The sequence below is a fragment of the Rhizobium sp. SRI_017 genome (assembly GCF_057586295.1).
Genome location: NZ_JBYCZP010000008.1, coordinates 85,564 through 100,538, shown reverse-complemented (window position 1 = coordinate 100,538; position 14,975 = coordinate 85,564). Strand labels below are relative to the sequence as shown.

Here is a 14,975-nt window from a genome sequence, read left to right as displayed (position 1 = left end):
ATGTTCTCCCGGGCGAGCCAGTTCCCGAAAACGAGGATTTGCAACCGGGCCAGAAGCCCCGCTTTGGCGAGCGCGACCCAGATTCCAAAGATGGGATGCCCAATAGCCCTGACGTGCCGATCCCGGTACCAGGCGACATTTAGATCATCGCCATCAAGAAATGGTCGGCAGTCAATTGCCGGCCTCTCCCCTTGTGCCCTGATGCGCCAATCGCTAGCCAATTCCATCAGGGAATTGAATGACCGCCGATCAAAGGATCTCAATGGCACACCGAAATCAACCGAAGATACCAGACATCTTCACACCACAATCGAATCGGGAAAGTTTCAACAAACAGTGCTTTGGGCGATAACAAGCTGCATATCTCCGGACGGAAAACGACATCGTTCGAAGCGGCTTGTGGCAACGCTGCAAGGAAAGGAAAACTACTAGCCGGAACTGCCAGCCGCCAGCGTCGTTGTGCTTCACGCCAACCGAGGAGAAACCGATGGCCGCCATGTCAATCGAAGAGCTGTCCGAAAAGATGCGTAGTATCGACTTCTGCATGCTGTCGACGCGAGAAGCGAGTGGCGGGATCTCGACGCGGCCGATGAGCAACAACGGCGATGTCGAATACGATGGGGACTCATGGTTTTTTTCGTTCGAGGACACGCGGAAAATCGTGGCGATTGGTGCTGACCCGAGCGTAAGTCTGTCTCTCTCCGCATCACCAAGCCTGCTCGGCAAGCCCGGTATCTTCGTCACCATCGAAGGGCAGGCGAGCATCATCATGGACAAGGAAGAGTTCAAAAAGCACTGGGTTTCGGATCTCGACCGTTGGTTCACGAAGGGTACGGAAACGCCAGGGCTCGTGCTAATCAAAGTCCGTGCCGGTCGCATCGAGTATTGGGATGGCGAAGACAACGAGGTCATACCCTTCTCCTGACGAGGTGTCGTGCACATCAAGGACTAGGGGCGGTTGGAACGGGCTTGCAACGAGTGTCGTTTTGAACATATCATGAACGAATGGCACAGAAGAGTTTGAATGAGAAGCTAGCCATTCTAAGCGACGCGGCGAAATACGATGCGTCCTGTGCCTCCAGCGGCACCGAGAAACGCAACTCGGCGGATGCCAAGGGCCTCGGATCGACCGAGGGCATGGGCATCTGTCACGCTTATGCGCCGGATGGACGCTGTATATCACTGCTCAAGATTTTGATGACCAATTTCTGCATCTACGACTGCCTCTATTGCGTCAACCGGGTGTCGAGCAATGTCGAGCGAGCGCGGTTTTCGGTCGAGGAAGTTGTCTGGTTGACAATTGAATTCTACCGTCGCAACTTCATTGAGGGGCTTTTCCTCTCATCGGGGATCATCAAATCGCCTGACGAGACGATGGGCAGCATGGTGCGCATCGCCCGCGAACTGCGCACAACCCACAGTTTTCGCGGATACATCCACCTGAAGACCATTCCGGATGCATCGCCAGGTTTGGTGGAGGAGGCGGGGCTCTATGCAGACCGCCTCTCGGTCAATGTCGAACTTCCCACCGATGCTGCCGTCGCCCGCTATGCGCCGCAGAAGAGCCCGCTGACGATTCGGCGTTCAATGGCTGATCTCAAGCTCAAGATCGCCGAGCATGGTGAGCCGACAATGAAGACCAAGAAGCTCAAGAAGTTCGCGCCGGCGGGCCAAAGCACACAGATGATCATCGGCGCCGATGGTTCGAGCGACACCGATATTCTGATGCGCAGCGAAGCGCTATATAGCGGCTACGATCTCAAGCGCGTCTATTATTCCGCCTTTAGCCCGATCCCGGACGCATCGAGCTCACTGCCGCTGATCAGGCCACCGCTGATGCGTGAGCACCGGCTGTACCAGGCGGACTGGCTCACCCGCTTCTACGGCTTTTCCGCCAGCGAGATTGCGAGCGCGCATCCCGATGGCATGCTCGATCTCGACATTGATCCGAAGCTCAACTGGGCTTTGGCCAATCGGCAGCACTTTCCGCTCGACATCAATAGGGGGTCGCGTGAACTGCTGCTCCGTGTGCCGGGCTTCGGCAGAAAGACGGTCAACCGAATTTTGACCTCGCGGCGCCAGCATTCGTTGCGTTACGACGATCTGCTAAAGCTGGGAGCGGTGATGTCGAAGGCCAAGCCGTTCGTGAGTTGTGTGGACTGGTCGCCGGCTAAGCTTGGAGATTCCGACAAGCTGCGCCAGCGGTTCCAACCCGCGCCGAAACAATTGAGCCTGTTCTGATGCCGTACGTGACGATGCCCCGCATCGGCTTTCGCGAGGCGTGGCGGAACGCGGCGCGCGACCTGCTGCATCGGGGCGTACGACCACGGGATGTGACGTGGGTCAGCGCTGGTGAGGAGGGCGGTCTTTTCGATTTGCAGCCGTCAGAGCCGAGCAGACTGGAGCCGGTCTCGCAGCCATCGGTGCCGAAAGCTTTTCTGCCACTCGCGGACGCGGCCGTCTGTGATTCTGGTCGAGAGAGGTTTTCACTGACCTATCGGGTTCTCTGGCGGTTGCAGGGCAATCGTGACCTGCTGTTAGATCGTGCGGACAATGACGTCGCCGCGCTTTACGAAATGGAGAAGTCAGTCCGACGCGACAATCACAAAATGCATGCCTTTGTCCGCTTCCGGGAACTGGGTGTAAGCGCCGGCGGACGGCGGCAATTCGGCGCGTGGTTCGAGCCGCAGCACCACATCGTCGAGCTGACCGCGCCTTTCTTCGTCCGGCGCTTCGCGGACATGGATTGGACGATTGCAACCCCCGACCTCGTGGCGCGTTTTGAAGACGGTAGGCTCTCGATTGAGCCATGCGAAGTGCGTCCCGATCTGCCTGAAGACGTCGCCGACGAGCTGTGGCGCACCTATTTCGCGAATATCTTCAATCCCGCGCGGCTGAAGGTGCAAGCGATGAAATCGGAGATGCCGGTCAGATACTGGAAGAACATGCCGGAGGCGCGGCTGATCCCGGGATTGATCGCCGGTGCCGAAACGGCGGCCAGAGAGATGCAGGAAAGGATGCCGAACCTCGCCCATGTAAGAACAGAACGTATCGTTAGGCGCCTGCCGTTGACACCGGAGGCCGGGCACTCCGAAAAGTTGCCCGAGACAATTGTCGAGGCCCGCAAGGCAGCGGCGACATGTACGCGGTGCGAGCTGCATAAATTCGCGACCCAGACCGTTTTCGGCGAGGGACCCGCGAAGGCCGAAGTGATGTTCGTCGGCGAGCAGCCAGGTGACAAGGAGGATCTGACCGGCAAACCGTTCATCGGTCCGGCGGGCCAACTACTGAATGAACTGCTGGAGACCGCCGGCATCGATCGCGACCGCTACTACATCACCAATGCGGTCAAACATTTCAAATATGAGCCGCGCGGCAAGCGGCGGCTGCACCAGCGGCCGAACGCCGGCGAGATTGAACGCTGCAAATGGTGGCTGAGTATCGAGCGTGACCTAATCAAGCCGAAGATAATCGTCGCCATGGGTGCTACGGCTGCAAAGGCGGTGACGGGAAGCGGTTCAGACTTAATGAAGCGTCGCGGCCGGATGGAAAAGCTGGGAGACGGCACACCCGTTTTCATCACCATTCACCCGTCGGCGGTGCTGCGGTCTGGTGACGCCTCGGATCAAGCGGACGCTCGGGCGGATTTTCTAAGGGACTTACAGGCGCTGGCCGGGCATTTACGGTAGTGATGTGTTCAAGATGATGCGGTAAGTCCAAAGCAACAACGGCGTGTAGACCATATTGAGGCCAGTACACGCCGCGGGCCGGTATGGTGATAGGCGGATTGGACTCCAAATCAATTGACAGGGCTAAAGCTTCCTGAGAACTACTTGTCTGCCCAATCCGATCTGTTCGCTCATTTGCCCATATGGCATGTTCTCCCCAAATAGTAGCTCCGCGCTGATCGAAGAGCACCAAATGTCCGCATTCCTTTCGCCACTCTGGTAACAGGCCTCTTTGCGCCCGGGACTTAAACATCGTTTGATCCAGCCTCTCCCCGTCCTCGTAACAGGGGTTCACGACGGGAGAAGACAATGACGATGCGTTTCAAGATATCGAGATATGCAATTGCGCTGGTTTTTGCTGCACTGGCAGTTCCCCAAGCTCTCGCGCGGGCAGAGCCAGCCGTGGTTCGCGTCGACAACAGCCATTATCGCGGTACCTGGTTGGAAATCGGCAGGCGGCCGATGTGGCTGACAGATGGATGCGTCGCTGGCTATACGACGTATCGGCCGGGTCCGCGCGCCGGACAGATCCTGGTCGAAGACGGCTGTCGCGAGGGCACCCCGACCGGAAAATTGAAGACCGTCAAAGGCAAGGGCGAGCTTCTGGATGTCGAGACGACCCGCGCCAAGCTGAGGGTGCGCTATCCCTTCCTCGTCACCTTCAATTACTGGGTACTTTATGAAGCGCCTGGCCGTGATTGGTTCATCAGCGCCGACCCCGAAATGAAGAACCTCTGGATCTATTCGCGTCGCGTTCCGTCCAAACACAAGCTTTCCGTGATGGTGAAGAAGGCGAAGTCCCTGGGGTATGACGTAAGAAAGCTCGAGTTTCCCGCCCAATAGCGCTGGCGGCCACCACTCGAAAATGGCCGACAAGGAGATCGCGAAAGATCATGGCTGAAACGCGCCCTGCCCAGTTGACGATACTGCTAATGTTCCTGCTTGTGGTCATTGGTGTGGGCCTTGCCATCGGCTTGGCGATACAGCCAGGCACATGGTATGCCGCCCTGCGCAAGCCGTCGTTCAATCCGCCCAATTGGATTTTCGGCCCTGCCTGGACAGTGCTTTACGTCCTGATCGCGATTGCCGGATGGCGGACGTGGCGCCTCGAGGGGCATTCAAGCTTGCCGATGCGGATCTGGATGGGCCAGATGCTGCTGAACTGGATCTGGACACCGCTTTTCTTTGGCGCCCATCAAATGGCGGCCGGTCTGGTCGTCATCATTGTCCTGCTGCTTGCCATCTTGCTGTTCATTGTCACGACCCGCGATACCATCGCTCGGCTGTGTTTCGTGCCCTATGCGCTCTGGGTCGGCTTTGCTTCGGTGCTGAATGCTTCCCTGCTGTGGCTCAACGGCTGACGCTCGACGACTGGGTGCGTGATTGCGGTGTGACTTGCCATGATCCCAGGAGTTTGGACTGCGGCATCAAGGCAATTCGCTGCGCCGTCAAACGATCCGAACGGCGGCAAGTCGCGTAACAGGGTCATGACAATCCTGACCTCACTCAACCCCGGATACCGCGCACTTATCTTCGGCGCATCCGGTGGCATTGGTCGAGCCATTCGGGCCTGCCTTGAATCCGACCCGGCTTGTGAGGCCGCCATTCCCGTGTCGCGAGGAGGCGAGCATGGTGTGGACATAACGGACGAGGCAATGGTCGCCGATGCGGCGGCGCGACTGGCGCGACAATTCGGGCATTTCGACCTTATCTTCAACGCCACAGGCGCGCTGACGATCGACACGATTGGTCCCGAAAAGTCGTTGCGGGCGATCGACCCCTCCGCAATGGCTAGGCAATTTGCGGTAAACGCCATCGGCCCGGCCCTGCTCCTCAAGCATTTTTCCCCTCTCTTGCCCAAGGACAGGCGCAGTATGTTCGCATCGCTTTCGGCAAGGGTAGGTTCGATCGGAGACAACAAGCTGGGGGGCTGGATGTCCTATCGGGCGTCGAAGGCCGCCCAGAACCAGATCGTCAGAACCGCAGCGGTCGAGCTTGGCCGGACCCATCCACAAGCCATCGTCGTCGCGCTGCACCCGGGAAGCGTGCAAACCCCTCTGTCGGAGCCTTTCGCCAGGGGGCACGATCGAATGACGCCGGAGCAATCCGCTTCGCTCATGTTACGCACCCTGGACGGGTTGACGCCTGCGGAGTCAGGCGGATTTTTCGCCTATGACGCATCGCGAATAGAATGGTGAGGTGCCCGCGGGCACCCTCTCACCCGCGGACACGAAGCCATAAGCCGGGCTTGCTAATTAGCGTCGCGGTCATCATCGTCAGAATCGGAAACGAGCCCCAGCGGGGGCATAGCGCCCTCATATATGCCCTCCGCACAATATCTGCACATACCTAGAAGCAGACATTGCAGCGGCAACCTTAGCCGCCCCTACTTCGCAGGTCCGGAATGGTGCTCATGTGCCACCCGCCACGCGCCTGCTTGTTTGACAAAACCAATCGTCAATCGCGCAGTTGGCTCGGGAACGCCTTCGCAACGAAGCAAAGCGTGTGCCCACGCGAGATCAGAGCTGCAGACCACGTCAAGATCCTGCAATTGAAAATCCCTCGATCCTTCGAACGCGAAATATTGCGGCCAGGAGCTTCGGTATTCGCCCATGCCCGTCAGCCGGAGCGGTTCAGGAACATCGAACATTACGATATCGTCGGTCCTTTCCGCGCAAACGGCGTCGAGATCGTGTGACCGAATGGCTCGGACCCACCTGTCCAGAACGGCTCTCACTTCGCGCTCGTCGGCCGAGGTGGCGTCTTCAAGCTGCGCTCCGGTTGCATCGTTTGATACGGATGCGATCATAGTCGGCTCCTTTGCTGCCGAAGTTCTACGAGATGGATAACATTGCAGTAGTCCTGGCCGTTACCTCAACGAAACGAGATGTTCGGAGAATCAAATCTGATGGCCCTCCAGATCACGATCACTTGAGACCTGCGCCATCAGCCATTTTAATCATCAGCGTTGTCACCAGCTTTGAAGGATCGGGTTCAATCGAGGGATTATTCACGTGGATCTCAAGGCGGGAGGCGAACAAGTCACCGTTCTCCATCGACCTGACGTCCCATTTGATTCCTCTTTCCTTTGCCCAGCCGATCAGCATCGCGGTTGCATCGTAGAGCCCGTCGTATGAGCCGGTGTAAGTCGAACTGACATATCTTCCGCTGGGCAACTCGCCAAGGACCAGGCGTCCGGAGAGTGGGAGCGTTCTGTCGGTTGTCATGCCGACTTCGATTTCGAGGCGCGGCATGTCGATCAGGTTGAACTTGATGAATTCGATCCCGTCGGGCTCAACTCCCGCCCGGGCAAAGGCATCCCAAAGTTCATCGAATGCAGGGTCAACCTCGGTATCGAACGGAATATCCACACGCAGACGGGTGGCAACATATTTTCGTGCTTGGAACTCGACGATTTGGGGCAGAGTCAACATGTTTACCTCCGTAGGCTTCGCAATATGACGAACGACCAACGGCCTTCCCGACATCCAATGAAGAAATTTCAGCTGACTTTCGCACTGCAGCCGAGTTGATTGATTCAGCTGGGAGGCAACATTTCTATCTTCAAACTGCATATTCATTATAGAGTTGCAAGCAACAGCGGGCTGGGTGATCGTTGAAGCGGCTGAGTGCTTACCATTTCGGACGTCGCTCCATGTCTTCGGTTACTGAATGCAGTCGTTTCTGAAGGGAGGTCCGCATTGCGCCTCCCTGTCGGCCATCGAGGCTATAGTTGCCTTCGCTCGGAAGCAGACATTGGCGGATGACCTAAAGTCATAGCCGCGCCACAAGAGGCCATTTCCGCGAGCCTGTGTGCATCACACCTGCTAGCCCGAACGCGCAGGCATTGGCATCGGATGCATCGCCGTACCTAGTTGACCGCACCATCGCACCGCCCAGCCGGCTCTCGATTAAGCGTCTCGGGGCCTATGTCGGGGATAAAGATCTTGAGGATGGCGAATGAATTCATGGAATGCGCGACCGCCAATAAGGCAGCTAACGGGCGGTTCGGCAGCAGTACCATGGCTTGTCGAGAGGTTAGTATCAGTGCGCATACTCGGGAGGATTTGATAAGTGCCCCGGTTGACCACTAGTTCTTGGTGGTGAGGTGCGACGGCTCGGAATTGATACCGTCTGTCAGGATCTTGCCTTGGCCCAATCAGACGCAAACACCCAGAGACACCGCGCTTAATATCTTGACTTCCGATACATACCGGAAAGAATGATGCAAACAGTTGGGAGGAAAAAATGGCTGAAATCCGGCTTGAAAACGTTTCGAAAAGCTTTGGCTCAGTGTCGGTGATTGGTGACATTTCACTGACTGTGAACGCCGGCGAACTGATCGTGTTTCTTGGGCCGTCTGGATCCGGAAAGTCGACGCTTCTCAGAATGATCGCCGGGTTGGAAACCATCGACTCGGGCTCGCTCACCATCGGCGGCGTCAGGAGCGAAACGCTCCCTCCCGGCCAACGCAATGTGGCGATGGTATTCCAGAATTACGCGCTCTATCCCCACATGTCCGTGCGGGACAATATGGCTTTCGGGCTCGAAAATATCGGCCTCCCGCCGGCAGGGATCGAGTCGCGAGTGCAGACGGCCGCGCGCATGCTCGAGATGGAGCATCTGCTTTCCCGCAAACCTGCCCAGCTTTCCGGCGGACAAAGACAACGTGTCGCCATCGGTCGCGCCATCGTCAAGGAGCCGAAGGCATTCCTCTTCGACGAACCGTTGTCGAACCTCGACGCCGCGCTACGCGTGCGGACACGCGTAGAGCTGGCTCAGCTTCACCAGCGAATGAAGTCCACGATGATCTACGTCACGCATGATCAGACCGAAGCCATGACGCTTGCCGACCGGATCGTCGTACTCAATCAGTGCAAGATCGAGCAAATCGGAACGCCGATGGAAGTTTATCTGAAACCGGCATCCCGCTTCGTTGCGGGCTTTATCGGAAGTCCTGGCATGAACTTCCTTCCGGTCGACGTCGTTCGGCCGGGCCGGACCCCAGTGCGGTTCGGAAACGGCTTCGAACTTGAGATTGAGGCACCTGTGCCCGCACCCGGGAAATTCGACCTTGGCATTCGACCTGAGTCGGTTCGCATCGTAACCGGTGATCACGATCCATCTCGTCCCTCGACCGAGGCGCAGGTTGGCGTTGTGGAGCAGCTCGGCGAGCGGACGCTTGCATATTGCACTTTGGAAGACGGCTCGCAATTGATCGCCCAGGATAGCGGGCGTTCCGAGGTGCGGCCCGGAGATCGCGTACGCGTGAGAATAGACCCTTCGGCCATTCACCTCTTCGATGCAGACGGGAAGTCTTATCAAGCCGCCTGAGCTAGCATCCACATGACAGCGGACCTCCAATCAACTGATCGGAGGTCCGTGCAAAGGGCTAGCGGGAGAGTAGTAAACTAGCCCTTTATGCCTGCGGACAGCGTAATCGCTTCTGTTACTCGCCGCTGGAAGATCAGGTAAGCCAGCGCCACAGGTAGGCCGGCAAGGACTGCTGCAGTAAGCTGCCTAGCGTAATAGACCCCGAAGGCATCGTTCACCTGCGTGATCCCCACCGTGATCGTCATCATCTCTGTCTTGGTCACCGCGAGGAACGGCCATAGGAACGAGTTCCAGGACCAGATGAAGCAGACGATCGACAGGGCCGTGGTTACTCCCCAATTCATCGGGATATATACGCGGGTCAAAATCCGCCATTCGGATGCGTTGTCCATGACGGCGGCCTCACGGAAATCCTTCGGCACGCCGTCAAAGAATTGCTTGTAGACGATGATGATCACGGGATGAATAAGCTGCGGCAGCACGATCCCGGCCCAGGTGTTGATGAGACCGAGATTGGCAACCAGTTCGAAATGGTTGACGATTAAGGTCTGTATCGGGACCATGAAGCTGGCGAGAATGAGCCACCACAGCGCGTTCCGAAGCGGAAAATTGAGCTGCGATATCGCGTAGCCGCAGAACAGCGACGAGCTTACGGTAAGCACGGTAACAGCGGCAGCCGTGACGATGGAGTTGATGTACCATCTGCCGATTTCGGTTTGGGTCAGTGCGAAGACGTAGTGCGAAACCGTGAAGGTCTCGGGCCACAGTTCGATATAGGGCCTGACCACTTCGTCCTCGGGCTTCAGAGAGGACACAACCGCCCAATAGAGAGGAAATGCCCAAATAAGCGCACAGAGAACAGTTAGGACCGTGATGACAAGTCCAAGAATGTTAATCCTGCGCGCTGTAGTTTCGGTCATCGCTCACGCCCTCCCGAAAGTCGCGTCAGCTGGAAATTCAGGACCGATACGACGATCACGATCACAAACAGGACAACCGCGACGGCGGCGGCCCTTCCCCCTTGATCCGATTGGAACGCCCGCTGAAAAACATAGTAGACCAACACCACGTTGTCGTTCGGCCGCCCGCCAACTGAAAACAGATAGACCTGGTCGAAAATCTTGAGCTGAGAGATCAGCTGGATTGTGAGGACGAGAGCCGTGATCGGCCACATCAGCGGCCATGTTATCCGGCGGAACGTCGACCATCGGCCGGCATTGTCCAATGCCGCTGCCTCGTAAATTTCAGTTGGGATGGTCCGCAGCCCGGCGAGAAACAAAAGGATTGAAAAGCCGGCCGTCCACCAGATGGTGACGAGGCCTACAGCAGGCATGAACCAAGCCGTCGATTTGAAGACCGGAATACGCGCCAGACCGATGAGATCGAAAAGATACATGGCAATGCCGAACTGGAAATTCAGCGTCCAATCCCACAGGAGGTAAACGACCGAGACTGGCAGAATGTAGGGAAGAAAGAACAGCGCGAGTATCGCCGCCTGCAGCCGCCCGGCGAGGCGATTGACGCCGAGTGCGATGGCAAAGGCCGTCAGTGTTCCCGGGATAACCGTGAGGAGCACGAAATACGCTGTGTTCCACACTGCGGTACCGAAGCGCCGGTCGGAGGGGAGACGTGCGTAGTTGTCAAAGCCGACATAGCTGCCGTCACCGATAAGCGGCGCGTCGGTGAAGCTTATCATGAAGAGTTTGATTGTCGGGTAGATGAACACGAGTCCGTAGATGGCAACGAAGGGCGCAACGAGCACCAATGCGAAGAGAGACTCGTTGCGTCGGTTTCTGAGCATCATCGTCCCGCTCCTCCTCACGTCGCCGAAGATCGGCCATTCTCGAAATGCCCGGGCGGAGGTCGGTCCGCCCGGGCATCAACTGTTATCAGAGGTCTGCGAGTCCTGCCTTGATCTCTTCAACCGCCTTTGCGGGTTCCATTTCGCCGTTCAGCGTCGGTACGAAATAGTTCGACATGACATCGAAGATGGGCCCAGCAATGCCTGCCAGAGGCGACTTCGGATCAAAGATCATGTTCGCCGTCAGCGAGGAGTAAGTCGCGTTTGGCTCCATCGCCTTGTACTCGGCAGAATTGGTCACCGGCCCATAAGCCGGAATGTGGCCAGCGGTTGCCCAGAACAGCGAGTTCTTGGAAATCCAGCTCATGACTTCGAGCACTGCGGCGCGCTTCTCGGGGCTCATGTCCTTGCCCTTGTTCGCCGGGATCGCAAAGGTGTGGCTGTCTGCATAGGTCGAGGGGTGATTGAAGATCACCGGAAGCTCGACGGCACCCCATTCGAACAGCTTGCCGTTCTTCTGAAGGTCGGTCATCGTCGGAACCTCCCAAACGCCGTTGATCATCATCGCAGCTTCGCCCGATGTGAACAACGCGACCGTAGCCGGATAGTCGGTATAGGTCGACTGTAGCCCTTCCTTGGTCCAGTCGGCCAGCACGGCCAGAGCGTTCTCCAGCTTCTTGCCGTTGTCGCCGGCAAGGAACTCGCCGTCCGTCATGAGTTCGCCGTCCTGCTGGCCCATCAAGGAGTAGATGGTGCGAAACATGAAGTTGCCGTCAGCTGTCACCGAGCCGAGCGGAAACTTGACGCCAGCAGCCTTCAGCGCCTTCAGGGTCGCAGTGAAATTTTCACGCGAGTCCAAGCCCTTGGGCTTGCCATCGTCACCGAGCACGCCGGCCTTCTTCAGCAAATCCTTATTGTAGTAAAGGACGATCGGATGGGTATCGAGCGGCACGGCATACTGTTTTCCGTCAATGCTGACAGCGTCCCAGGTGGCGGGAGCGTAATCGGCCTGCGCCAGACCCATGGTCTTCCAGTCATCGGCCGTGATCTCCTGCAGGATGCCCTGTTTGACCGCGAGCGGAATGCGGCTGGCATGGTAGGTCATGACATCGGGCGCTTCCCCAACAGCCGCGGAGGTCTGGACCTTGGAATAAAACGGCGTTCCCCATTCCAGGGTGGTCGCATCGATTTTGATCTTGCCCTGATGCGCGGCGTTGAAGTCGGAAATCAGCTGCTTCATGCGGACGCCGTCGCCGCCACCCAGGAAGTCCCACCAGACGACGGTCTCCTCGGCATGGGCGACGGAGGTCATTAGACCGCCTGCCACAAGCAGCGCCTTTGTTAGTTTGAACCAATTCGGCATGTCACTTTCCTCCCTAGACAGGCGGCGTTGTGCCGCCACCGATTGATCTTAAAGTTGGACCCTGATCATGGAGTATGAATACGGCGGAACGGATACACTGACGCCGTTACCCTCCACGATCGCGTCACCCGTCTTGCGCGGTGAGACGTTGTCCGGATTGTCCTTAGTATTCCTGGCCTCGAGATCGTCGTGCTTGATCAGGACGTGCTCGACACTCTTGATGCTTCCGAAGCGCTCCACGCCCAGCTTGATGCTCGCGGCCTCGGACTCGTGACGGTTGATCGCGAAGAACGTGATTGTCCCGGCGTCACCATCATGAACACCGGCGATGTCAAGATACGACACCGCGTCAGCAACGTTCGAGACATAGCTCGCACAATCGACATCAAGCTGAAGAGCGGTTCCCCTGCCGTAGCGGGATGCCAGCTGGAACGGATGATAAATCGTCTGCCTCCACGAGCTACCGCCCGGCTCGGTCATGATCGGCGCAATGACATTGACCAACTGGGCGATGCAGGCCACGCGCACAACGTCCGAGCGGCGGATGAACGTGTTGATGATGCATCCGACCTGAAGTACGTCCTCGAAGTTATAGATATCTTCCAGCAACACGGGCGCGTGAGGCCAGTCCCATTCGCGCATCCGCTTGGCGTCATTCTTGCGTTCGTGATACCAGACGTTCCACTCGTCGAAGGATATCTTGACGTCCCGCTTGGAACGCTTGCTGCCCTTCACAAAATCAATGACGCCGCTCACAGTACCGATATAGCGATCCAGTTTCTCCGGCAATGCCAGGAACTCGGATGTCTTCTTCTCGTAATTCTCGAAATACATGTGAAGCGAGATGTAGTCGACCTGATCGTAGGTCGCATCGAGAACGGTTGCCTCCCATTGCGGATAGGTCGCCATGTCGGAATGGGATGACCCGCAGACGATCAGCTCAAGCTTGTCATCGAACGCTCGTATGGCCTTGGCGGTCTCGTTTGCGAGGTGGCCGTATTCGGCAGCGCTCTTATGACCGACCTGCCATGGGCCATCCATCTCGTTGCCCAGACACCAAAGCCTCACATTCCAAGGTTCCGCACGCCCGTTTTGGCGACGAAGGTCAGACCATTGGCTGCCGCCGGGATGGTTCACATATTCGACAAAATTTCTTGCTGCGTCCAAGCCGCGCGAGCCCAGGTTGACCGCCAGCATCATGTCGGTGCCTGCGGCCTCCGCCCATTCGGCGAACTCATGGATACCAACTTGGTTGGATTCGGAGGTGCGCCACGCTAGGTCGAGCCGTGTCGGACGGCTCTCCTTTGGTCCGATGCCGTCTTCCCAATTGTACGCCGATACGAAATTGCCACCGGGATAGCGGCACACTGGCGTGTCGAGTTCCCGCACGAGATCGATTACGTCATTACGCATGCCGTTGGGAAGCGCCGTCGGATGGCCCGGCTCGTAGATGCCCGTGTAAACGGCTCTCCCCAGATGTTCCAGAAACGATCCATAAAGCCGCTTGTCAATGTCCGCGATTGTGTAGCGCGCATGCGCGGTGACCCGAGCTTCCAAAGCCCTCTCCTCCCAGAGATCAATATCCAGTTATTCGGTTCGTATCCGAATTTTTGGTATATGAAGCTCAATTTGAGAAGCCGTCAAGTGAAAGTATGACTTTTCAAACCTGAATGCGCAGGACGATATCCTGCCCGTAATTGCCGAAACCACTACCGAAAATGTTGATGCCGCCGGGGTGCTCCGCCTCTTCCTTGACCCCGACACGCATCCGTATCGACCGGTGCTTGTCGAGCCCCAGATCGTCAAGGGTAACAGTGGAAATCTTCACGCCGTCGACAAAACTGCCTTGCCCGTTGATGCGCCAGTTCTTGAGTTTGCCGTACTGCGAACCTGCGAGCTTCCACCAGTCCGGCGTGAAAGTGCCCCGCTTATCGCCGTAATCTCCTGGCGATGTCCACGTGCCGATTTCGACGCCATTGATCTGCAAGAAAATATCCGACGGCCAGTTCGCTGATGTACCTGGCACCTCGGAGCTTAGCTCCATCGAAAATTCGATTGCCTTCGGCTTTGCTTTTTTCAGCAAGGTATTGTTGGGAAACTGGTATTCTACAAAACCCCTCGTGAACCAAAGCAATCCTGCTTTCATACGGTCGGGATCCAGGAAAGTGTCGGGAACATCAAGAAGGCCGATAACCCCATCCTTTGAGCACATTCCGCATGGACCAATGATCTCAAACTGCGTGTAGAGGCCGAGCGGCATAGAAACTTCGATGACGTCTGCCAACCGATCTGCCACCGGCTCCGAAAAGGAGATCAATATCTCCTGGAAAGCCGAGTAACAGACCTTTTGGCTTCCCTTTTTAGCGCGCTGACCCTCTGTGTAAATGAGCCCGCAATCTTCCAAAACTTTCAAATTTATGGAGGCCGTTGATTGAGGAAGATTTAGTTCGTCGGCGATCTCGTTCACGTTCTTGGGCCCTCTCGACCGAAGCAGCTTCAGCATCAGAACGCGCACATCGCTAGCAAGCCCTTTGATAAGGTCCTGCCGCTCTATTGGATCAATAACAAGTACTTTGCCGGTCATGGTGTCCCCACGATGTCTTATTCTTCATATCAGTCTTTACGATATGAAAGCAACTGTCAGTGGGACTTTTCGCGATGGATCATTGATGTTGCTGTTGTTCATCAAATCTTTATGCCGGAAGCGTGGCTTCCGCGCCTCGATCGGTCGGAGGCAACAGTCGAAGAT

14 protein-coding genes are annotated in these 14,975 nt (G+C 57.0%); 7 read left to right on the top strand and 7 right to left on the bottom strand.

Translation table 11 applies throughout. From position 1 onward, the window contains the following. The first annotated feature begins 487 nt into the window (after positions 1–487). From AC2YI2_RS18440 to AC2YI2_RS18415, 6 genes are all read left to right on the top strand, one after another. Positions 488–925 (top strand): pyridoxamine 5'-phosphate oxidase family protein, encoded by a 438-nt coding sequence (locus tag AC2YI2_RS18440; protein ID WP_487387948.1) that lies wholly within the window; start codon positions 488–490, stop codon positions 923–925. Positions 926–1,005: 80 nt separating this feature from the next. Further along, entirely contained in the window at positions 1,006–2,241 is a 1,236-nt protein-coding gene (locus tag AC2YI2_RS18435; RefSeq protein ID WP_487387947.1) for a putative DNA modification/repair radical SAM protein, read from the top strand. Further along, positions 2,241–3,689 carry a UdgX family uracil-DNA binding protein gene (locus AC2YI2_RS18430; RefSeq protein ID WP_487387946.1) on the top strand — a complete coding sequence of 483 codons (1,449 nt, stop codon included), beginning with the start codon at positions 2,241–2,243 and terminating at the stop codon, positions 3,687–3,689. Before AC2YI2_RS18435 ends, AC2YI2_RS18430 begins: the two co-directional genes overlap by 1 nt. Positions 3,690–4,043: 354 nt before the next feature. Next, a complete protein-coding gene (locus tag AC2YI2_RS18425) occupies positions 4,044–4,571 on the top strand; it encodes a lipocalin family protein (protein ID WP_487388162.1) in 528 nt (175 codons plus the stop codon). A 50-nt stretch (positions 4,572–4,621) separates the two neighbouring features. Then, the gene (locus tag AC2YI2_RS18420) at positions 4,622–5,089 is read left to right on the top strand and encodes a TspO/MBR family protein (protein ID WP_487387945.1); all 468 of its coding nucleotides are present in this window, start codon (positions 4,622–4,624) and stop codon (positions 5,087–5,089) included. Between the two features lie 132 nt (positions 5,090–5,221). Further along, positions 5,222–5,926 carry an SDR family NAD(P)-dependent oxidoreductase gene (locus AC2YI2_RS18415; RefSeq protein WP_487388161.1) on the top strand — a complete coding sequence of 235 codons (705 nt, stop codon included), beginning with the start codon at positions 5,222–5,224 and terminating at the stop codon, positions 5,924–5,926. Positions 5,927–6,114: 188 nt separating this feature from the next. Here the strand turns inward: AC2YI2_RS18415 and AC2YI2_RS18410 are convergent, their stop codons facing one another. Then, positions 6,115–6,537 carry a YybH family protein gene (locus AC2YI2_RS18410; protein WP_487387944.1) on the bottom strand — a complete coding sequence of 141 codons (423 nt, stop codon included), beginning with the start codon at positions 6,535–6,537 and terminating at the stop codon, positions 6,115–6,117. A gap of 118 nt (positions 6,538–6,655) precedes the next feature. Then, positions 6,656–7,162 carry a GyrI-like domain-containing protein gene (locus AC2YI2_RS18405; protein WP_487387943.1) on the bottom strand — a complete coding sequence of 169 codons (507 nt, stop codon included), beginning with the start codon at positions 7,160–7,162 and terminating at the stop codon, positions 6,656–6,658. 814 nt (positions 7,163–7,976) lie between these two features. Here AC2YI2_RS18405 and AC2YI2_RS18400 point away from each other — a divergent pair. Further along, the gene (locus AC2YI2_RS18400) at positions 7,977–9,062 is read left to right on the top strand and encodes an ABC transporter ATP-binding protein (RefSeq protein WP_487387942.1); all 1,086 of its coding nucleotides are present in this window, start codon (positions 7,977–7,979) and stop codon (positions 9,060–9,062) included. Positions 9,063–9,139: 77 nt separating this feature from the next. Here AC2YI2_RS18400 and AC2YI2_RS18395 read toward each other — a convergent pair whose 3' ends face one another. The 5 genes from AC2YI2_RS18395 to AC2YI2_RS18375 form a co-directional block, all read right to left on the bottom strand. After that, positions 9,140–9,982, bottom strand: coding sequence for a carbohydrate ABC transporter permease (locus tag AC2YI2_RS18395; RefSeq protein WP_487387941.1), 843 nt, complete (start codon positions 9,980–9,982; stop codon positions 9,140–9,142). After that, a complete protein-coding gene (locus tag AC2YI2_RS18390; RefSeq protein ID WP_487388160.1) occupies positions 9,979–10,863 on the bottom strand; it encodes a carbohydrate ABC transporter permease in 885 nt (294 codons plus the stop codon). Before AC2YI2_RS18390 ends, AC2YI2_RS18395 begins: the two co-directional genes overlap by 4 nt. A gap of 88 nt (positions 10,864–10,951) precedes the next feature. After that, a complete protein-coding gene (locus AC2YI2_RS18385) occupies positions 10,952–12,226 on the bottom strand; it encodes an extracellular solute-binding protein (protein ID WP_487387940.1) in 1,275 nt (424 codons plus the stop codon). A 48-nt stretch (positions 12,227–12,274) separates the two neighbouring features. Next, positions 12,275–13,783 carry an arabinosylfuranosidase ArfA gene (gene arfA / locus AC2YI2_RS18380; protein WP_487387939.1) on the bottom strand — a complete coding sequence of 503 codons (1,509 nt, stop codon included), beginning with the start codon at positions 13,781–13,783 and terminating at the stop codon, positions 12,275–12,277. A gap of 103 nt (positions 13,784–13,886) precedes the next feature. Then, positions 13,887–14,810, bottom strand: coding sequence for an ArsR/SmtB family transcription factor (locus tag AC2YI2_RS18375; protein WP_487387938.1), 924 nt, complete (start codon positions 14,808–14,810; stop codon positions 13,887–13,889). Positions 14,811–14,975 lie beyond the last annotated feature (165 nt).